Genomic DNA, 22531 nt, shown 5'->3' on the forward strand with positions numbered 1-22531 from the left:
TTTTCGGTTGACTGGCTGTTAATAACCTGGATTCTGCGGTAATTGTGAAACCTCAATTTCCCTTTGCGGAAGTGGGAACAACTCGTTTTTTCCGGCTTTGAAACCTGTAATCACGGTGGCTGCCCTGCCTGTTCTTACAAGGTCAAAAAAGCGATCTCCTTCCATGGCCAGTTCCAGCCGGCGCTCATCCCATATAGCCTGTTTTAAGGCAGCACCGGTGAGCGTTACATCATGCAACTGGTCATTGAAAGCACGGCGGCGTACTTTATTTAAATACGTTTGTGCTTTACCGTCATTCGGTGCAGTGGACCTGTTATAGGCTTCAGCGGCCATCAACAGTACATCTGCAAAGCGGATGGTTCTGAAGTTATTCAGGTAGTTCAGTTCTGTCTGACCTGAAGTTTCACCTTTGCGGGGCAGATATTTCTGATTATAAAGACCAGTATTTTTATAAGGTGCAACCTGGTAAGAGATATTGAATCCGGGATTGGCTGCTTTGTATGCTTCAATATCCAGTACGGTAACAGCTTTCCGCTGATCGCCGGTAGCATATGCTTTTGCCAGGTCCTGTGTAGGCAGGTTGGTACTCCATCCGGGTGCATAAGGACTGCTGCCATTTAAACCACGGATACCGCATTGTTGTACAGCGTAGTTGCCTTGTCCGCGGGTAGCACCGCCCCAGTTGTAGTAAGGTGACAGGTTGGAATATTGGATTTCAAAAACAGATTCGGACCCGTTTTCGCCGCCCTGTAAAAAGATGTCACCGAAGTTTTGCACCAGTGAGAATGGGCCGGTTGCTACATTTTCCAACATGGCTGCTGCGGCATCAAATTTATTTTCATACAGTAATACCTTCCCTAGCAGGGCCTGTGCGGCGTATTTTGTAATACGGCCTGCCTGTGGATTGGTGGGTGGTAATACTGCGATGGCGTTGTTTAAATCTGTTTCTATCTGATTATATACATCTGCTTTGGGAGATCTTTGCAGCGATCTGGAATCAGCAATGGAAAGTCGTTTCTCTACAAAAAGCGGTACATCTCCAAAAAATCTTACCAGGGTAAAATAATAATAAGCTCTCAGGAAATATACTTCTCCGTAGAGCGCATCTTTACCAGGAAAATCTACAGTAGCACCACCGGGGTTTGTTGCTTTATACTGATCTAAATAATTGGCCCTGTTGATACCTTCGTAAGCAGAGGTCCATATTTCTGTGAGATAATCATTGTTGGGGGTGAGGGTGTAATCATCAATCTGTTGAAGCCCCAATACATCAGACGCATTTTCGCCACCAGCCACCGCGTTATCTGAGGCGATGTCGCCGATGGGTACTGCCTGATTCAGCCACTGGATGGGGGAGTAGACGCTCACCGCCATGCTTTTGTAATCGGCATCTGATTTTAAATAGTCCAGATCCGTTACTTTATAATCATCATGAGGATCGTAATCTACCCACTTCTTACAGGAGGTGATCATTACAAGGAAAAGAAGGAAGCCTGATAGCTGTATGATATTTTTCATTTTCGTCATTTTTAGGTAAGCACTACAATTTGAAATCAATACCGCATGACCATGTTCTGGCCTGTGGATATGCGCCGCGGTCAACACCTGTATCCATGATGCCGCCTGCTATTTCAGGATCGTAACCGGAATATCTGGTAAACGTATAGGCGTTCTTGGCCTGTACGTATATGCGTACCTGTTTGAATCCTGCCCGTTGGAAAATAGTAGTGGGAATTGTATAGCCTAACTGTATATTTTTGATTTTGATAAAGGAACCATCTTCCACATACCTGTCGGATACCCTGATATTACTGTTACCATCGGTAAAAGAATATCTCGGATGCCTGGCGTCGTTGGTGCTGTTTGGTCCGGTCCATCTGTCCAGTATATCCCTGAACTTATTGGTATAGTTCATGTTCCTTTCATACGCCCGGTATACATCGTTGCCTACAGAGGCATAGGTGAATATATTGAGATCGAAATTTTTGTAGCCTAATGATAAATTCCAGCCCATGGTAAATTTCGGGAAAGGATTACCGATTTTTGTTTTATCCTGATCGTTGATAACACCATCACCATTTATATCTACAAATTTTATATCGCCGGGTTGCGCGCCGCTTTGCAGGGGTGCTTTGGCAATATCTGCGGTGGACTGGAATAAGCCATCGGTTTTAAATCCGTAGAAGTAACCGGGTATGCCGCCTTTCTCAAACCTGGTAACGGTTTGCGCCTGACCATTGAAATAACTGCCACCGGCAATAGTAGCGGTATTGTCTGTATTGGTACCTGTAACCAGGTTTTTGGAAGAAGTAAAAGTAACAGCGGTATTGAACGTAAAGTCGCTGCCAATTTTATCTGCATAACTTAATGTCATGTCTGCACCACTGCTTTTTGTGGAACCGATATTAGTACTCGGCACCTGTGCCGCGCCGAGGTACAGGGATACAGAAGGAACAAACAGGATCCCGTTTACCTTCTTCTCGTAATAATCTGCTGTCAGGGAGAGTTTATTGTTGAAGAAGGAGATGTCAAATCCTATATTGGATTGCTGCTGCCTTTCCCAGGCTAGTCCCGGATTGGCGTAAGAGCCCACTGTAGAACCAGGTATAAAGGTATTACCAAACGTATAGCCGTTATTGTTAGCATCCCCGTAATTGGGACCGCCGGTAACAATACTAACGAATTGCGGATCTACGTTTTCATTTCCTACTGTACCATAGCTACCTCTGATCTTCAGGTAACTAATGAGATCGGACCGGAAGAAAGCTTCATTGGAAGCTATCCAGCCTGCGGAGCCGGAGAGGAAGGTGGCAAATTTATTATCAGGTCCGAATGCATAGGAACCATCGCGCCGGGCGGTAAAGGATGCCAGGTATTTCTCCCTGTAATCGTAGTTTATTCTGCCAAAGTAAGAGAGGTTTCTCCGCGCAGAATGATAACTTCCCATCCCCCTGGCATTGAGATTAGCCGCTACATCGCCGCGTGGATCACGTACCTGTGTAGCCACACCATTAATAACGGTATCGCGGAAATACGTTACCGCCGCGCTGTTGGTACCGGTAGCTGCTGTCAGATCGGCAAAGGTCCAGGAGTTGTAAGGCACATCCTGTGCGGTGCCATTAATACCGTTACTGGTAGATTTTGACATAGAAAAACCGGCCACCGTTTCAAAATTATGATCCTGGTGTATGTTGAAGTTGTAGTTGGCAAATGTTTCAGCGGCAAAACTGAATGCACTGTTCTTATATTGATTCACGCTGTTATGTGCGCTGGAAGAAATACCGCCCAGTCCATTTTTAATCACGACCGTAGAACCATCTGCATTCATGGTGTTTTCCACATTCAGGGGGCCGTAGAACACCAGCGGGGTAAAGCTTCTACCCGTCTGATCCCAATTGGTATAACCAAACCGGCCGGTTAGTTTCAGGTCTTTTATCACTTCATATTGCAACTCTGCTTTACCATACAGTTTATTACCATTGGAAGTATTATAGGTATTATCCAGTTTGGTCAGCGGGTTAAATATTTCTGATAAGAGAAGATTACTGAAACCATATTTTCCGGTCGTATTAGGAACCATATTTAATACGGATACCGTAGGATCAAAGTTCAGCGCACTTCCTATGATAGAGTTAAAGGAGTTTTCCTGTATTCCTTTACTCCTGAGATTAGCATAGCTGGTGTTGAGGATGAATTTCAATTTGGGAGACAGATCAACAGAGAGATTGGCCGTACCGTTAATCCTGTTGAAGTTGGATTTACTGCCACCGCCTACGATCCCATCCTGTCCCATGTAGCCAGCTGAAAGGAAATAGGTTACTTTATCGCTGCCGCCTCTGGAGCTGATGTTATAATTCTGTACGGGCGCCTGGTGAAATATTTCTTTCTGCCAGTCGGTGCCAACACCCATTTTTGAGAGATCGGGGAAGATGATATTACCACCGGCAGCAACGCTTCCTTCATTGATCATGCCGGCGTATTCTGAAGCATTCAATACACCAATCGTTTTCAGCACTTCCTGGATGCCATAGTTAGCATTGACGGATATTTCATTTTTCATGCCTTTTCTGCCGCTCTTGGTCGTTACTACAATAACACCATTACCGCCCTTTACACCAAAGATGGCAGTGGTAGCAGCATCTTTCAACACATTCATGGATTCAATATCGGCGGCATTAAGAGCATTCAGGTCATCCAGTGATTGCTGCACCCCATCTATCACCACCAGCGGGTCTGTTCCTTTAAAGGAAGGAATACCCCTGATCAATACCGTTGGTTTAGCACCGGGAGAGCCGCTTTGAATAATGCTGACGCCGGAAGCTCTTCCCTGAAGGGCTTCTTCCGGTCTTGCCGGGTGTAGGTTGGTAATATCTGCTCCTTTCACCATGGAGATAGCGCCGGATACTTTAGTGATCTTTTGGGTACCATATCCAACCACCACTATTTCGCCCAACTCTTTGGAGGAGGGTTGCAAAGCAACGGTAAGCGGACCATCTGTAATCAGTACATCCTGTTGTGTATAACCAATGGCGGTGATCACCAGCATTTTTTCTCCGGGACCAATGGCGATACGGAACTCACCATTTACATTGGCTGCCACGGCAGTTCTGGTAACCCTGGCAAAAACGGAAGCGCCGGGAATAGGGTCTCCCTTTTCATCAGTCACCCTGCCGGTAACCGATTTGTTTTGCGCCCAAGACACAGTAGTGAATAATAACAGTAGCAGCACAAGTATGCTGGAAACGACTTTTTTCATACGTGATTTTTAATTTTGAGAATATTTCATTCGGGAACGTCCTGGCCTTATTTTTCTGGCCGGTAATGGTTGATGTGTCAGTAATATTTAATAAATTATGCTGAAATTGGTTGCGGTCTAAAATTACGGTATCTATTACACGAGGCAAGAAAGAAGACTACATCTCTACTGCATCATAATTATCTAATCAATTGATTACTAATAAATATTAACTACATCATTACTACATCACCACCAAAAACAGCTGTTATCCCATGAGAATCTGTTGGCTAGTTATCTTGTTTTTCTCCTGCGCTTTGGAGGTGTCGGGACAGAATACAATCGGACTGCCTCAAATAATAAATTACAGCAAAAGTGACTTCCTGGCAGGTACCCAAACCTGGGATATAAAGCAGGATAGCCGGGGTATTATGTACTTTGCCAACAATGAAGGTATGCTTACCTATGATGGCAGCCATTGGAAAGTATACCCGCTGCCTAATAAAACAATTGTGCGGGCGCTCGCCACAGATGAGGATGACAGGATCTATGCAGGTGGGCAGGACGAAATCGGTTTTTTTGCGCCGGGTATCAATGGTAACCTCACTTACACTTCCTTAAAGAACCTGATTCCCAGGTCACAGAATAAGTTGGCGGATATCTGGCGGATCGAAATCTTTAAAGAATCGGTATTCTTCCAGGCGTCAGACCGTATCCTGGAGTATAAGAATAACAGTATCAAAGTGTACCCGGACGATTGGATGTACATGAAAAAAGTGGGTGATAAACTTTTTGCCCAGGACAAGAACAATGGCCTGCTGCAATTTAAAAATCATGAATGGGTTCCCGTCAATATTACCGCAAAACCCATTGAGGCACTGATCTCGGGGATCATCGGGCTGGATGGAGATAGTCTGTTGATCAACACCCAGTACGATGGCATGTACCTTTTGCATAATGACACCCTCAAAAAAATGCAACTGGATAAGAATAATGCTTTGAGCAATAGTGGTGTGATTGTATCTGCCCGGATGAACGAGGGTGAATTTGTGATCGGTACCACTACAGAAGGATGCCTGGTAATGGATTTCCACGGACGTATTGTGCAGCAGATCTCCCGGACGGAAGGATTGTTGAATAATAATGTACTGAGCGTTTTTTTAGATAAGGATAAGAATTTGTGGGCGGGGCTGAATAATGGTATCAGCTTTATCGCCTACAATGCTGCAATTAAATATATCAGCCCGAATAAAACGAATGAGTTGTCGGGTTACTCCACCAGGATTAATAACAACCAGTTATATATTGCCACCTCTGAAGGCGCTTACTACGTACCGCTTTCCGGTACAACAGGCGATCTCAGTTTTTCAAAGGGCAATTTTACGCGTATCAGGAACAGTAAAGGAGAAGTGTGGCGGTTTGATGAAGTGAACCGGCGGATCTTAATGGGACAGCATGTAGGCAGCGCAGTGATAGAGAATAATACAGGTGTGCCGTTGTCGTATGGTACGGGGGCGTGGTTGTTTAAGCCCATTTCATCGGTCTTTCCTGCTAAAAATATTTTAGTGGGTACTTACAATGGTTTGAAGATGCTGGAATTTAACCAGGATAAATTTATTGATAAAGGAGAGATCGAGGGGATACAAGAGTCTATCCGTTTCCTGGAAATTGATAACAATAATAATATCTGGGCATCGCATCCATATCGCGGCGTATATCGGTTACAGTTATCTCCCGATAATAAAAGATTGACCTCGCAATTATTTACAGACAGCGCGGGGCTACCTTCCGCGTTGAGTAATTATGTGTTTAAAATAAAGAACAGGGTGGTTTTTTGTACCGGAAAAGGTGTGTATGAATTTGATGCCGCCATCAGCCGCTTTGTGCCATCCGCCTTTCTGACGCCGGTCTTCGGCGATATGGAAATCCGCTACCTGAATGAAGATGCAGACGGTAACATCTGGTTTTGCAGCGGCAAAAAAGTAGGCGTGGTCAATTTCAATACGCCTGCGGGTGATAAACCATTTTCCATTACCTATATTCCTGAATTAAACGGCAAGATCCTGTTGGGTTTTGAAAATATTTATCCTTTTAACAAAGAGAATATTTTTATCGGGTCGGAGAAAGGGGTTATACATCTTAACTTCGAAAAGTATACCGGCAATAAACCAGTGGTGAAGGTGTTGCTGGGACAGGTAAAGGCATTTGGGAAATCGGACAGTATTATTTTCGGCGGCTACTTTCATCAGAAATCCGGCGCAGTGTACCGGCAGGATGATACGGAAATTGCGGGACTGCCCAAGCAGTACAATTCTTTCCATTTTGAATACAGTTCCCCTTCTTATGGGTTGCAGAATAATATTGAATACAGCTATCAGCTGGAAGGCTTCGAGAACAGGTGGTCTGCCTGGTCGTCTAAATCTGAAAAGGATTATACCAATTTACCGGATGGGTCCTATACTTTCAAAGTGAAAGCGCATGATAACCTGGGGCATGAGTCGGACACCATTACGTATAGCTTTGTTGTAAAACCGGCATGGTATAAAACCATATGGGCATATATTGCTTACGGCCTGCTGTTCTTGGCGGTGCTGTATTTGCTGCACCGTTGGCAGGAAAGAAATCTGCGGCGGCAGCAGTTAAAGTTTGATGATGAACAAAACCGACTGAAATATATTCATCAGCTGGAGCTGGAAAAAAATGAGAAGGAAATTATTAAGCTGCAAAACGAAAAGCTGGCGACGGAAATCCATTTCAAAAATAATGCCCTCGCTGATGCATCCATGCACCTGGTGGAAAGAGGTGACGCCCTGGTGAAAGTGAAGGATATTTTAGCGAATGTGTATAAAAAGAATGGTAATAATCCGGAGATAAAAAATGCCTTGCTACTCTTGAATGATGTAGAAAAGAATAATGCCAACTGGGAACAATTTGCTTCGCATTTTGATGAGATAAATAATAATTTCCTGAAGAAATTAAAGGGTAAATTTCCTGCGCTCTCCAATAGCGATTTAAAAGTGTGCGCTTACCTGCAATTGAAATTATCCACTAAGGAAATAGCGCAGTTGATGGCTATATCCCCGCGTGGGGTGGAAATCCGGCGTTACCGGCTCCGGAAGAAGCTGGAGCTCCCTACAGAACAATCTATTACTGATTTTTTGAATGAGGTGTAAGCGCCAGATACCATAATAAAAAAGCTTAAATTACTATCATTATAATCTTCAAAAAATTCAACTCCAATGGCCCAATCACAGAAAGTAGATGCACTCGTTATTGGCTTCGGTAAGGGAGGCAAAACATTAGCTGCCTATATGGGCAGGCAGGGAATGAAGGTGGCCCTGGTGGAGCAATCGGAAAAAATGTACGGCGGTACCTGTATTAATATAGCCTGTATTCCTACCAAATCGCTGGTGGTGAGTGCAGAGCGGAAAGTACCGTATACAAATGCTATTGCTACAAAGGATGAGCTGACCGCCTTTTTGCGTAAGAAGAATTTTTCCATGGTGAATGATACGCCTAACGCGCACGTATATACGGGGAAAGCATCGTTTGTATCGGCGCAGGAAGTAAAGGTGGTACTGCATGATACCAAAGAAGAAATATTGTTTACGCCAGCGAAGATATTTATTAATACAGGTACTACGCCAAATGTGCCATCCATAAAGGGATTGGAGAGATCGAGAATTGTTTATACCAGCACTTCTTTACAGGATCGGAAGGAGTTGCCGGAGAAGCTGGTTATAATTGGTGCAGGTTTTATCGGGTTGGAGTATGCGTCTATGTATGCACAATTCGGATCGGCTGTTACGGTATTGAACAATGGTCCTGTTTTTCTGCCGGGTGAAGATGATGATATCCGGGAGGCAGTGATAACTGTATTGGAGAATAAGGGGATCAGGATTTTATCCGGCATGATGACCGAAGAAATTATTACTACGGGAGATGTGGGCATATCAACAGTGATCTGCCGGAATGCAGCGGGAAATACCGTGAAGCTGGATGCCAACGCCATACTGCTGGCTACGGGCAGGGTACCTGCAACAGACGGATTGAATCTTGCTGCTGCGGGTATTGAAACAGATGCACGCGGATTTATTAAAACAGATGCTTTTCTCCGTACCAATGTGTCGCATATATGGGCGGTGGGTGATATCAACGGAGGGCCGCAGTTCACTTACATTTCACTGGATGATTTTCGCATTATAAAGGATCAGCTATCTGGTAGTAGTCAACGTTCGGTGGCTGACAGAAAATATGTGTCATCTACCACATTTATTACGCCGCCATTGTCGCATGTAGGATTGCGTGAAAAGGAAGCCCGTGAAAAAGGGCTGGCGGTTAAAGTAGCGCGACTTCCCGCTGCGGCTATTCCGAGGGCAAGGATATTGCAGGAAACAGAAGGACTGCTGAAAGCCGTGGTAGCAGCGGATACCGGCAGGATACTGGGGTGTACACTTTTCTGCGCAGCTTCCGTTGAAATGATCAATCTTGTGCAGTTGGCTATGCAGGCGGATGTACCATATACTACCTTACGTGATGCGATTTATACGCACCCTTCCATGACAGAAGCATTCAATGATTTATTTGGTGCTATTAAGTAGTGATGACAAACAGCTCACTCAAATATCCGGGCAAAATGGTTTTCCAGGTGATTGCGCATAGCATTGCGCAGCATCTCTGCGGAACCGTTTTCAATAATATCCACAATGCCTTTGTGTGATACGAACTTCCTCGACTTCGGCATTTTCTTCAACAGGCCGCTGTGGTGCACGTAATCAAAGACGGGGAGTAGCATCTGCTGAAATCTTTTCAGCATTCCGTTGCCGCTTATTTCATATAGTTTGCCATGAAACCTGATCTCCTGTTCTATCTGGAAGAGGTGTTGATCAGCTATTGTTGGTTCATTGGCAACGATTGATTTCAGTTCGGCGATATCTTTTTTGGTGACCCGCTCCATGATAAAGTCGGCCATTCCTATTTCCAGCGCCAGTCTGAGTTCAAATATATCCCGCAGGGTGGTTTTGTCCATGATCTCGGGATACATGCTCTTTTCCAGCAGGGACGTGAGGTTTGGGTTGGTCAGTACCGCACCGCGTTTCTTTTTTGTTTCTATCAGCCCCACCGTTTTAAGCCTGCTGAGAGCTTCTCTTACCACCGTTCTGCTCACACCCAGAATATCTGATAATTCCACTTCTTTTGGAATGGGGTCGCCTACTTTAAAGTCTTTGCTGATCAGTAGTTCAATGAGTTTGCGTTCTACTTTATCTACCAGTGAACTTGTATCAATCGTTTGCAAACTTTGTTTTATTTCCAGGGCACTCATGTTATGTCGTACTTAATTAATTCTTTAAAAAATGGATTTAGCTGGCATGCCATCCGCTGCGGTCAAATGTAAACAGGATTTTACAAAAGAAAAAGATAAAAATATTTTTGGAAATATCTAATTCTTCCTTACATTTACTATGCATTATGTAATACATAATACGTTAGAAAAGCATAAACATCCGTTATGAAGCAATTATTTATCAACCAGAAAATAGGCCTTCTACTTCTTATAGGCTTATGTCATGTAGCCACTGTGATGGCACAGACAAGAAAGATCTCCGGCCGTGTTGTCGCCCAGGAAGATCAGGCACCTCTACCAGGAGCCAGCATCGGTGTAAAAGGTACCAACAGGGGTACACAGGTATTGCCTGATGGTAGCTATTCCCTACAGGTGAATCCCGGTGAGACATTGGTGGTCCGCTATACCGGCTACCTCTCGCAGGAAATACCTGTAACGGATAAACCGGAAATCAATATCAAACTGGAAGCAGACGTACAGAAAATGGGCGAAGTAGTAGTGGTAGGATATGGAACACAAAACAGGAGAAATATTACCAGTGCCATCGCCAAACTCGACAACCAGGTATTAGCCAACGCTCCCCGGGCTAACGTAGGGAGCGCACTACAGGGAACAGTATCCGGTTTACAGGTGGTAAACAGTACCGGCCAGCCAGGAGCCGCCCCGGTGATCCTGTTGAGAGGCGGCGCTTCTATCAATAGCCCCGGCGCACCGCTGGTGGTAGTAGATGGGATCATCAGACCCTTTAATGATATTGCAACAGGAGACATTGCTTCCATTGAACTTTTGAAAGATGCGGCTTCTACTGCTATATATGGTGCAAGGGCCAACAACGGCGTTATCCTCATTACTACCAAACAGGGAAAAGCAGGTAAGGGTGAAATAAATTACAGGTTTGTCAGCGGATATAATAAAAGCCGGGCCGATTATGCATACATGGGCGCAAGAGATTACATTTATTATAACCGCCTGGGCAACTTAAATTCCGGTATCAGCCGTACCACCGCCAACAACACAAGGGGCTTTGGCTTAAACATCGCTTCTGATCAGGCCTCTTTTGATATCCGCCCTTACGGACCGGCTATGACTAACCTGTTAACAATGGGATGGGATACCGTTAGTGATCCTTACGGCCCTGATCCTGCCTCCAACCCCAGTGGTATCATCGTTTTCAAAGATCATGGGGGAGAGGTAAACGATATCATCTTCAGAAACACACATACACAGAACCATTATATCAGCGCCATGGGTGGCAATGAAAAGGGTAAGTATTTCAGCAGCTTCGATTATTATAAAGAAGATGGCGTAGTGGTAGGTTCTGGCTACAAAAGATTTACAGGCGATATAAACGGATCTTATAAAGTGAAACCGAATATAGAAGTAAGTGGTGGTACAAACCTGTCCACTTCCTCTCAATTAGGTGTGAATGGTTCAGAAGTAAATAACCTTTACCGGAATAATACGATCTGGCCTACGTTTAATCCATGGATAGATTCCGCCAAAACCCTGCCCAATCCGGGTAATGGTATCAATGATGGTAACCCACTGTATTGGCTGGACAAGCAGGTAAGAAGCAACGAGGTTAACAGGATCACGGCCAAAGCTGCGGTAAGATGGGACCTGTTGCCAGGTTTGTATATCAATGCATCTGGTAGTATCTACTTACAGGAAGTGATCAACCAGTCCTTTACCAAAGCCACGCAAACATACACGCAAATAAATACAGGTCCGCTCACGAGTGCGAATGCCAATGTTTCCCGGCCTGCATCTTCTTCATTAGTAAGGGATTTTCAACAGACTTACAATGGAATAATAAACTATACCAAGAGCATTAAACAGCGTCACAATATTGGTGTGATGCTGGGTGCAGAATCTTATACACTGAAGAACTATTTATCCATCGTATCCGGTACGAATGCGCCGACAGATGATATTCCTACCGTGAATGCCTCTACCACCTTTGTGGCCGGTAATGGCAACCGGAGCCAACGTACGCAGAACAGTATCATTTCTTATTTTGGCCGGTTGACTTATGACTATAACCAAAAGTATTTATTGTCAGCAGTTTTAAGAAGTGATGGCGTTTCCAACCTGTCAAAAGATAAAAGACGCGGATATTTCCCGGGTATGTCCGCTGGCTGGAATGTTCACAACGAGGAATTTTTCCAGGACAGCCGTATTGCTAATGTCATATCCACATTAAAACCGCGTATTAGTTATGGCGTGAATGGTAATATTGCCGGCATAGGGCCCTACGATGTTCAGGGTGTGTATGCTTCCCAGGGTAACTACAACGGAAACGGCGGCTTCCTGAATACTTCCCTGGCTACCAGTGAGCTGCAATGGGAAAAAAGTAAGACCATCGATGCCGGTCTTGATATCGGACTGCTGAAAGACAGGGTTAGTATATTATTTGATTATTACGACAGAAGAACAAGCAACCTGTTAACGGACCTTACATTGCCCAGCTATATTGGCTTTGCAGCGGTGAAAACTAACCTGGGGACTTTACAGAACAAAGGATATGAAGTTACTTTAAACACGAATATCATCAACAATCCAAACGGATTAAAACTGGATGTGGCAGTCAATGGATCTTTTGTTAAAAATAAGATCCTCAAACTTCCTTATAACGGAAATGAACACAACAGGCAAAACGGGATACAGGTGTATGATCCTAAATCAGGACAGGTTATTTGGGTAGGTGGCTTACAGGAAGGACAACCTTTAGGTGCAATTTATGGCTACAAACAGGTATCCATTTTTAAAGATGATCAGGAAGTAGCGAAGGTAGCCGGTTCAAGATATGACGACATTGCTAAAATTGTAGGACCTAACCTTCCCCTGAATGCCAATAACCTGGGAAGAATCACTGCCGGCGATGTTAACTGGCTGGATGTTGATCGTAATGATACCATCAATACAAAGGACCAGGTGTACCTGGGTAATATCAACCCTAAATGGACAGGCGGATTTTCAACCACCTTATCATACAAAGGTTTTACGCTGTATACAAGATTTGAATTCGCACTGGGTTATACCGTTTACAATGACCTCGTAGCAAGAACACTGGGAAACTACCAGGGAACATTTAATTACCTGGAAATGCAAAAAGATGCCTGGTCTCCGGAAAATACCAATGCTGACATTCCTAAAGTTTATTCTGCTGACCAAAGGGCCGCTCCCCAGGGCAAGAAGAACTACACCAGGGGCAATGCCGCAGGCGCTGTCCTGAATGGTAATAACTCCCGGTTTTATGAGAAAGGTGATTATCTCGCCTGCCGGGAACTTACTTTATCATATGATTTTTCAAAATCACTGTTAGAAAAAACAAAAATACTCTCACAGGCAAGAGTGTTTGGTAACGCTAACAACCTGTTTTATGTTACGAAGTTCACCGGTCCTACACCGGAACCTCCTGTAGCACCCGGTACAACTACTATTAATGGTATTTACCAGGGTACTTATCCAACACCGCAAACATTTGTCGTAGGCGTACAGGTTTCTTTTTAACACATCAAATGTAACAATCATGAAAAGGAATATATTAATCATCACGGGGAGCTGGATACTACTTTTAGTAAGCGGATGCGCAAAAAATTTAGATCTGGTGCCGGTTAGTTCGATCAGTAATGCCAGTTACTGGAAAACCTCTGATCAGGTAGACGCGTTTGTTACCGGTGTACATGCCAGGTTCAGAACCGATAATGGAGTTTTTCAGTTTCTCGGAGAAATGAGATCCGATGTTTTTGGCACTGAACCGGGTATTGGTGCTACATTTACGGGGGAGTCCAGCCAGGGACTTGAAGTAATGTGGTCGCAAACATTAGATCCGTCTTTTCCGGGTGTCAGCAATTTTGGCAACCTCTATTTTAATATTGATCAGTTGAATCTGTTGATCAACAAGCTTAGTGCTACTGATGATTTGGTGTCTGCCAGTTTTAAAAACTATTACCTGGGGGAAGCTTATGGTATGCGGGCGTTCTATTATTTTCAACTGCTCCGGTCATGGGGTAAAGTAGTCATTCAAACAGATCCGGTTATCTCTATTACCGATGTTTCCGGTTTGGCAAAAGCCCCTTCCAGTGAAGCGGATGTAATAACGTTGATTAAAAGTGATATTGATAATTCTGTAAACAGCTTTGGTACAGATTACAGTTTCAAGAATAATAAATCATTCTGGTCAAAGGCGGCTACCTTAATGCTGAAAGGAGAAGTATACCTGTGGACCAGTGCAAGAGGTGGTGGTAGTGCGGATGCGACGGTTGCAAAAACAGCACTGACAGATATTGAAACTAACGTACCCGCGTTAACGTTATTGCCAAATTTTACAGACGTTTTTTCTGTCAAAGGAAACGGTGAAATTATTTTTGCATCCCGTTATCAGCTCAACGAAGCCACAATAGCATTTATACCTTCTTCATTTGTTCCGCAAACAAGTCTTATCTCTAATTTTTATGATTCTGCCCAAAACAGGAAAATGAATGATGGGATAAAAGATAACTGGGGTGGCTTATTACGGGCACCGGTACTAATATCAACTTTCCGCCAGTTTGATGATAAAGATTCCAGGAAGCTGGCTACCATTCAGCCAGGATATAGTATTGATATATCAAAAAGACCCACTGCAGATACAATGGTGATAAAAGGAGCCTTTGTAAAGAAATTTTCCGGAGAGAATAATGCAGGTAGCCGTCAATATACCAATGACTATCCCATTTACCGGTATGCTGACCTCTTGTTATTGCTGGCAGAAGCAAAAGTGATACTTGGGGAAGATCCTGCGGGTGAAATAAACCAGGTACGGCAAAGAGCCTTTGGTGCTAATTATGACGTGGCTATCCAGGGCTATCCTAACCAGGCTATAGATGCAAACAGCAAAGAAGCCATTTTAAAAGAACGTTTACTGGAATTTATATTTGAAGGGAAGAGATGGTATGATCTCAGAAGAATGGGGGACACCTTTGTTTACAACCATATACCTGTATCCCAGTTTGCCAACAGTGATCCGGCGGGCCGGCTGCTTTGGCCGGTTGACCAGACATCGTTAACAAATAACAGATTGTTGGAACAAAACCCCGGCTATAGATAGGTTTCAGTTAGCCGGTGATAAATAAATTCAACATTCAGTTTATTTAGTAGGCGGGAACAATGAAGAATACCGGGGCTCATTTGTAGCCCCGGTTTTTAAGACTTTTTTATTATAATGAACATTTATTTATTCAATCCATCGATATGCAATTTGAACAATTAAAAGGATTAATAGCGGCTCCCTTCACACCCATGCAAAAGGATGGCTCATTAAATCTGTCTTTGATCCCTGGATATTATCAACTACTCAAAAATAATGGTGTTTCGGGCGCCTTTATATGTGGGTCTACAGGAGAAGGTGTTTCCATGACAACCCAGGAGAAAATGGCCGTAGCGGAAGCCTGGGCGAAGTGCACGAGTGATGATCCTTCATTTAAAGTAATGACTTTAGTGGGAGGTACCAGCATCACCGATGGTATAGAGCTGGCAAAACATGCAAAGCAATGCGGATTATACGGGGTTTCTTTTACAGCGCCCTTTTATTTTATGCCGGCAAACGTTGCAATGCTGGCAGAAGCCTGTGCTGCAATAGCCGCATCCGTTCCTGATATGCCATTCTATTACTATCATATTCCTGTTTTGACAGGCGTTAATTTCCAGATGATAGATCTGTTGAAAGAAGTAGATGGACGTATATCCAATTTCTGCGGTATTAAATATACACATGAAGACTTTATGGATTTCCTTTCCTGCATGAATTTTAACAGTGGCAGATATGACATGCTCTGGGGAAGAGATGAAAACATGCTACCCGCCCTGGCTGTGGGGGCTAAAGGCGCGGTAGGGAGTACATTTAATTACGCTGCACCACTATACCTCAGCCTGATGAAAGCATTTGAGGAAGGCGATATGAAGAAAGCCAGCGATCTTCAACAACAATCCATTGATATGATAAGGCTGTTGGGTAAATACGGTGGCATTGCTACCGGTAAAGCCTATATGAAATTGATAGGAATGGATTGCGGAGAATTTCGTTTACCCGTTAAAAATATGTCTGCCGGACAGTTTGAATTATTTCAGCAGGATACGGAGCAACTTAACTTTAGTAGCTTCTCCTCCCACTAGGCGGCTACGGTTAATCTTTTTAAAAATGAATCGCTTAACAATTCAGTTAATATTATTACTCATGGGTTCTTCCCTGCTATCTCCGGCGCAGCAAACAGGCGATAAGTCAATCAAATGGACCATAGCCGGTGAATTGCCGCCTGGCAACGGATGCTCCCGGTCATTGGGCGTTGCAGGCCCTGTTGCTGGTTTATATGGTGGCATACTGCTCGTTGCCGGCGGGGCAAACTTTCCGGAAAGTATGCCCTGGGAAGGTGGAAAGAAAAAATATTACGATGAAGGATTTGTTTATGCAGGAAGTGGGCAGCATCCATTATTGCAGAAGGAAACCTTCAAACTTCCTGCACCGGTTGCCTATGCGGCAAGTTGTAGTACCCCGCAGGGAGTATTATATGCCGGTGGCGAAAATGAAAACGGAATAAGTAACAAAGTATATTTATTGCAATGGGATATTGCAACTGAAAAGGCAGTCGTTAAAAGCTTGCCGGATCTGCCGGAAGCTATTACAAACGGTGCTGCATCCGCTGATGGTAACAACGTATATTTTGCAGGTGGTGAAACAGTAAATGGCGTTTCAGACAATTTTTACTCACTGGACCTCCGCCATACAACTGCGGGTTGGACAAAATTACCCACTCTTCCGAAACCGGTATCACATATGGTGCTCATTGTTCAACCCGGTGGTGATCATCCCGGCGTTTACCTGATGGGTGGCCGGAAAAAGAATGCGGATGGCATTAGTGAGCTATATACTTCCGTATATATGTTTGATCTGCTAACGCAATCATGGAAAGAAAAAAGATCCATGCCTTATAGTTTATGTGCCGGTACGGGTATCGGAACAGCGCAGGGATCTATATTCCTGTTTGGCGGAGATAAAGGAACAACGTTTCATCAGTCGGAAACCCTGAACGCTGCCACCGGACGTGAAAAAGATCCGGTGAAAAAACAGGCACTGATAGAACAAAGAATCCGGTTGCAATCAACCCATCCGGGGTTCAGCAACGAAATACTGGTTTATAATACAGCAACAGATGTCTGGTCTGTGGCAGGCTCCATTCCTTTTGAAACACCGGTTACCACGGTGGCCGTTGCCTGGGGAAATGATGTGATAATACCCAGTGGTGAAATCAGGGCGGGCGTACGTACACCCCAGCTATTATTAGGGAAACTACCGGGTAAATAATACCGGGTCAATGAACGATTGTATAGCAATATTTATATAACGGGAAAATGAAAAACGCAAAGAATTATAAGTGGTTGTTAGTTGCATTATTGTGGGTAGTAGCCTTGCTGAACTATATGGACAGGCAAATGCTTTCCACGATGAAGCCCGCTATGCAAATGGATATTGCTGAACTGCAATCCGCTGCCAACTTCGGTTACCTGATGGCCATTTTCCTTTGGATCTATGGTTTCGTAAGTCCGTTTTCCGGCCTTATCGCGGATAAGGTCAACAGGAAATGGCTGATCGTCGGAAGTCTGTTTGTATGGTCAGTGGTGACTTTTTTAATGGGGTACGCCACCACTTTTAATCAACTGTACTGGTTGAGGGCTGTCATGGGAATAAGTGAAGCACTGTATATTCCGGCGGGGTTATCGCTGATCGCTGATTTCCATAGTCCCAAAACAAGATCATTAGCCATCGGTATTCACATGACCGGTCTTTACATGGGACAGGCATTAGGCGGGTTTGGTGCTACAATGGCCGCTTCCTTTTCGTGGCAACAGGCATTTCATACTTTTGGCATCGTTGGTATTATTTACGCGGGCATATTGATCTTGTTTTTAAAAGAAAAAAGAGGTGCGTATGAGGAGATAGATAGTCTTGGTTTTGGAATACCACAAAGCAAGCCACCAATCCTGAAAGGATTAGGGCTACTGTTTACCAATATTTCATTCTGGGTGATCCTCTTTTGCTTTACTGCACCGAGCGTACCGGGTTGGGCAATTAAAAACTGGTTGCCTACACTGTTTGCACAAAATCTGAATATTGATATGACATTGGCAGGACCGTTGTCTACTATCACTACTGCTTTTTCTTCTTTTGTAGGTGTCATCTTCGGCGGTATTTTATCTGATCGTTGGGCACAAAAAAATCACAAGGGTAGAATTTATACCAGTGCAATTGGTCTTGCATTAACTATCCCGGCTTTATTGTTCCTGGGATTCGGACATACACTTTTCCATGTAATTGGCGCGGCATTTTGTTTTGGTTTTGGATACGGGATGTTCGATGCGAATAATATGCCTATTCTTTGCCAGTTTGTGTCGTCAAAATACAGGGCAACCGCGTATGGCATGATGAATATGGTCAGTGTTTTCGCTGGCGCATTTATTACTGATCTGTTGGGCAGATCAACAGACGAAGGTAACCTGGGCAAAAGCTTTGCCATGCTGGGCGGGGTTGTGCTGGTGGCTATTATTATCCAGCTTGGTTTGTTGCGCCCAAAAGTCAATGACTTTGTTGACCAGTGAAAATAGTAGGATCGCATCACCCATTAATTGTTGATACAACATGCAGGAAAATAAAATATTGAGATATCCGCCAAAGGAGTTTGCCGATAGTATTTCCGGTATGTATGCGCCCTTTGAAAAATATGTAGCAAATGTTGTTCCCCTGATGCTGGAACATGCGTGGACGATGAAAATGGAGAAGGGAACAACCACATTGGAAGCACTCATGAATTGTGCCTGGATTGGCCGGTTGATAACACTGGACACACGTGTAATTGATGTAGTAAAACAAACGGAGATACCTGGTTGGATTCCACTACAACACCAATTGATCAAAAGACTGGATCAGTGTTCCGGAGAAGAACAACTTCCGGGAATGACCCATGACTGTATGCATTTGCTATATCCTGTTTTGAAGGAACGTTTTCAGGATAATTATCATTTCCCGTCAAAAGAATTTCATTGCTGGTGGTACACCATTCATGATGATAATACGCACCTGGCGCTTCACCTGGTAAATGCCTATCAACCCGGATCACCATTTGATCAGCTGCATCATTTTTTGACAACGATGTTGAAGGCCGTGGAACAAGCCGTGAAAACTTATCCTGCTATCAGGGTAGTGAGTTGTGGGTCCTGGTTAAATGGCCTGGCTAAGTTCCAGTATATCTGGCCGGATAGTTTTCGGGAGCATGTGAGGATACTCAATGCCACGGGGGGATTCGGTCCCGGCGCCTGGGGGCAGTATATGACGATGGATGGCGGCTTTAATGAAGCAAAAGCGGCGCAACTCAGGCAAACCGGTATACATCCGTATCCGCTGACAGAAGCACGCAGCACAGTGGAAGAAGTACGGGCACATCTTCACAAAATAATTGCTTTAACTCCTTAATGAAGACTCATGGATAGAAAAGACTTTTTAAAGTGGGGATCGGCAGGCGTGTTTACAACAGCTTTGGGCTTAAACAGCAGAGCGGCAGGTTTTATATCAGACAAGCCAGTTCCTGGTATGGAGCTGGCTTCCCATTGGGGAACAAAAGAGATAAGCGGTCAGAAAGCGATGGTATGTGCCAGTCAGCCATTGGCGGTTGCTGCGGGTTATGATGTGTTGAAAGCCGGGGGAAATGCGATAGATGCTGCTATTGCAGTGAATGCAATGCTTTGTTTAACGGAACCCATGATGTGCGGCCTGGGTGGTGACCTGTTTGCCATCGTATGGTCTGAGAAAGAAAAAAAATTATATGGTCTTAATGGCAGCGGCAGATCACCGTACAACTGGTCTGTTAGTGAAGCCCGTAAACTGGGCCTGGAAAGGATCCCTTCTTTTGGCCCCTTAAGCTGGTCGGTGCCGGGATGTGTGAGTGGATGGAATGAACTGTTAAAAAAATTCGGCAGCAAAAATTTATCAGATTTATTGCAACCCGCTATTGATTATGCCAAAGAAGGATTTCCTGTTACTCCGGCCATTTCGGGCGATTGGAAACCTGAAAACGGGGTTACTGATTATGCCACATTGAACGGTACTTTTCTTTTTGAAAACAAAGGAATGAAAGCCGGGGAGATATTCCGTAATCCGGCCCTTGCCCGTACACTGGAGATCATCGCGGCGCAGGGTGCCAATGCTTTTTATGAAGGAGAAATTGCAGACAGCATGGTTGCATTTTCAAAAAAGCATGGGGGCCGGTTTGAAAAAAGAGATTTTACGGCCCACCGGTCAGACTGGATCACACCTGTTCATACAAATTACAGGGGTTATGATGTGTGGCAACTTCCACCCAATGGCCAGGGCATGACGGTTTTACAAATGCTGAATATCCTGGAGAAGTTTGACATAGCCGGATGTAAGGCAAATTCAGCTGAAAGTTTTCATTTGTTTTTAGAGGCGAAAAAACTTTGTTTCCAGGATCGGGCGATTTATTATGCAGACACGGATTTTTCTACGGCTGCTATTAAGGAATTACTCAGCAAGGATTATGCAGCACAACGGGCCGCGCTGATTAATCCCCGGAAGGCCCAACAAACATATCAACCGGGCCGTATCAAAAATTCTTCCAACACCGTTTATTTAACCGTGGCGGATAAGGAGGGGAATATGGTTTCATTGATACAAAGTTTGTACTCACCATGGGGATCTCATTATGTAGTGGATGGACTTGGGTTTGCTCTACAGAACAGGGGTACTTTGCTTTCGCTGAATGAAGCTGCCTGGAATAAACTGGAACCCCACAAACGGCCATTCCACACCATTATTCCGGCGTTTGTTACAAAAGATAGCAACCCTGTTTTTTCATTTGGTGTTACCGGTGGAGATTTCCAGCCCCAGGGACAAGTACAGATTCTTATGAACATGATAGACCACAAGATGTCTGTTCAGCAAGCGGGTGATCAACTTCGTTTGTGGCACCGGGAAAGTTTTGAATTTACCAATGAGAAAGCAAAAGATGCCGGTAAAATAGTAGCTGAACCTGGCTTTTCCGATAAAGTAAAACAGCAATTGCAACGTATGGGTCACCAGTTCAGTGATCAGACCCGTTATTTTGGCGGTTATCAGGGAATATGGAAATCAGCAGACCCCAGGGTTTACACCGGGGCATCAGACCCACGTAAAGATGGATGTGCATTTGGTTATTAGTAAATAAGCAAACGGATTTTATGAAGAAGCATATTTTGTATTTATTGATCTTGATTTTTTGTCAGACGGCCATTTCCTGTGTTGCGCAAACACCTGCAAAATTTATTTTTAGAAATGGAGACGATGGGTATGCCTGTTATCGCATCCCTGCATTGATTTGCATTCCTAACGGTGATTTATTGGCATTTGCAGAAGCGAGAAAAAAAGAGTGTGATGATTTCGGGGATATTGACCTGGTGATGAAAAGAAGTTCCGATAAGGGGAAAACCTGGTCCGCTCCTGTAGTAGTGGTTGACAATGGATTATTAAAAGCCGGTAACCCGGCGCCTGTTGTGGATCTGCTGGACCCCAGGTTTCCCGGAGGAAGAATTTTTCTTTTATACAATACAGCAACAACTTCCGAAGCAGATGTGAAAAAAGGATCCGGTGTACGGGAGGTAAATTATATCACCAGTACAGACAATGGGAAAACATGGAGTGGACCGGTGAATATTACCACCTCCGTTCATAAGCCATTGGCGCCGGCTTCCAACAGTGCCTATAATTTCCCGGAGGATTGGCGGACCAATGCATTGACCCCTGGTCATGCGTTACAGCTAACCCGTGGTAAAAACAAGGGAAGGTTGTTTGTAGCGGCCAATCATACTGCAAATACAAAATCAGGAGATAGCCATGTACTCATCAACAAGGCGCATTGTTTTTACAGTAATGATCATGGTGATACCTGGCAATTAGGCGATATCGTTCATGTGGTAGGCGGTAATGAAAGTACGGCAGCGGAATTGTCTGATGGTAGTGTGCTACAGAATATCCGTTACCAGAATAAGGAAGAGAAATACAGGATACTGGCATTCAGCCGAAACGGTGGAGAACACTGGGATACGGCCTATGTTGCAAAACAGCTGCCCGATCCTGTTTGTGAAGGCAGTATGATTAGCCTGACCTATAAAAAGAAACACCTGCTGCTTTTCAGTAACCCTGCCAGCCAAACAAAAAGAGAGCGGATGACCATAACGATCAGTGCGGATAATGGAAGATCATGGAAGGCTGCATACCTGGTAGATGCAGGGCCGGCAGCTTATTCGGATATCGTTAATATCCAATCAAAGGAAATTGGATTAGTATATGAAAAAGGGAATGATGGCGGGATCGTTTTCATTTCATTTCCCATAAAGAAAATAATAAAAGACTACCTATAAAATCTAAT

Annotated in this window: 13 protein-coding genes; 10 read left to right on the top strand and 3 right to left on the bottom strand. The window is 44.2% G+C overall.

The window, feature by feature from the left end:
• Nucleotides 1-18: 18 nt before the first annotated feature.
• Entirely contained in the window at nt 19-1518 is a 1500-nt protein-coding gene (locus ABQ275_RS02170; RefSeq protein ID WP_349316627.1) for a RagB/SusD family nutrient uptake outer membrane protein, read from the bottom strand.
• Between the two features lie 22 nt (nt 1519-1540).
• Nucleotides 1541-4756: a TonB-dependent receptor gene (locus ABQ275_RS02175; protein ID WP_349316628.1), complete on the bottom strand. Its 3216-nt coding sequence runs from the start codon at nt 4754-4756 to the stop codon at nt 1541-1543.
• Nucleotides 4757-5010: 254 nt separating this feature from the next.
• Between ABQ275_RS02175 and ABQ275_RS02180 the strand changes: the two genes are divergently transcribed.
• Nucleotides 5011-7908 (top strand): triple tyrosine motif-containing protein, encoded by a 2898-nt coding sequence (locus ABQ275_RS02180; RefSeq protein WP_349316629.1) that lies wholly within the window; start codon nt 5011-5013, stop codon nt 7906-7908.
• A 66-nt stretch (nt 7909-7974) separates the two neighbouring features.
• Nucleotides 7975-9336, top strand: coding sequence for an FAD-dependent oxidoreductase (locus ABQ275_RS02185; RefSeq protein WP_349316630.1), 1362 nt, complete (start codon nt 7975-7977; stop codon nt 9334-9336).
• 14 nt (nt 9337-9350) lie between these two features.
• On the opposite strand, the gene ABQ275_RS02190 is transcribed toward ABQ275_RS02185, so the two are convergent.
• Nucleotides 9351-10058 carry a FadR/GntR family transcriptional regulator gene (locus ABQ275_RS02190; RefSeq protein WP_349316631.1) on the bottom strand — a complete coding sequence of 236 codons (708 nt, stop codon included), beginning with the start codon at nt 10056-10058 and terminating at the stop codon, nt 9351-9353.
• Nucleotides 10059-10244: 186 nt separating this feature from the next.
• Here ABQ275_RS02190 and ABQ275_RS02195 point away from each other — a divergent pair, with 186 nt between their 5' ends.
• The 8 genes from ABQ275_RS02195 (at nt 10245) to ABQ275_RS02230 (ending at nt 22523) form a co-directional block, all read left to right on the top strand.
• A complete protein-coding gene (locus tag ABQ275_RS02195) occupies nt 10245-13592 on the top strand; it encodes a SusC/RagA family TonB-linked outer membrane protein (RefSeq protein WP_349316632.1) in 3348 nt (1115 codons plus the stop codon).
• A gap of 19 nt (nt 13593-13611) precedes the next feature.
• Nucleotides 13612-15171, top strand: coding sequence for a SusD family outer membrane lipoprotein NanU (gene nanU / locus ABQ275_RS02200; protein ID WP_349316633.1), 1560 nt, complete (start codon nt 13612-13614; stop codon nt 15169-15171).
• A 143-nt stretch (nt 15172-15314) separates the two neighbouring features.
• Entirely contained in the window at nt 15315-16235 is a 921-nt protein-coding gene (locus tag ABQ275_RS02205; RefSeq protein WP_349316634.1) for a dihydrodipicolinate synthase family protein, read from the top strand.
• A gap of 25 nt (nt 16236-16260) precedes the next feature.
• Nucleotides 16261-17421, top strand: a complete 1161-nt coding sequence (locus ABQ275_RS02210) for a hypothetical protein (RefSeq protein WP_349316635.1) — start codon at nt 16261-16263, stop codon at nt 17419-17421.
• A 47-nt stretch (nt 17422-17468) separates the two neighbouring features.
• A complete protein-coding gene (locus ABQ275_RS02215; protein ID WP_349316636.1) occupies nt 17469-18713 on the top strand; it encodes an MFS transporter in 1245 nt (414 codons plus the stop codon).
• Nucleotides 18714-18753: 40 nt separating this feature from the next.
• Complete coding sequence (locus ABQ275_RS02220) at nt 18754-19584, top strand: hypothetical protein (RefSeq protein WP_349316637.1); 831 nt, start codon at nt 18754-18756, stop codon at nt 19582-19584.
• Nucleotides 19585-19593: 9 nt separating this feature from the next.
• A complete protein-coding gene (ggt, locus tag ABQ275_RS02225; protein WP_349316638.1) occupies nt 19594-21324 on the top strand; it encodes a gamma-glutamyltransferase in 1731 nt (576 codons plus the stop codon).
• Between the two features lie 20 nt (nt 21325-21344).
• Complete coding sequence (locus tag ABQ275_RS02230; RefSeq protein ID WP_349316639.1) at nt 21345-22523, top strand: sialidase family protein; 1179 nt, start codon at nt 21345-21347, stop codon at nt 22521-22523.
• The last annotated feature ends 8 nt before the right edge of the window (nt 22524-22531 follow it).

The organism is Chitinophaga sp. MM2321, assembly GCF_964033635.1.
Taxonomy (GTDB): domain Bacteria; phylum Bacteroidota; class Bacteroidia; order Chitinophagales; family Chitinophagaceae; genus Chitinophaga.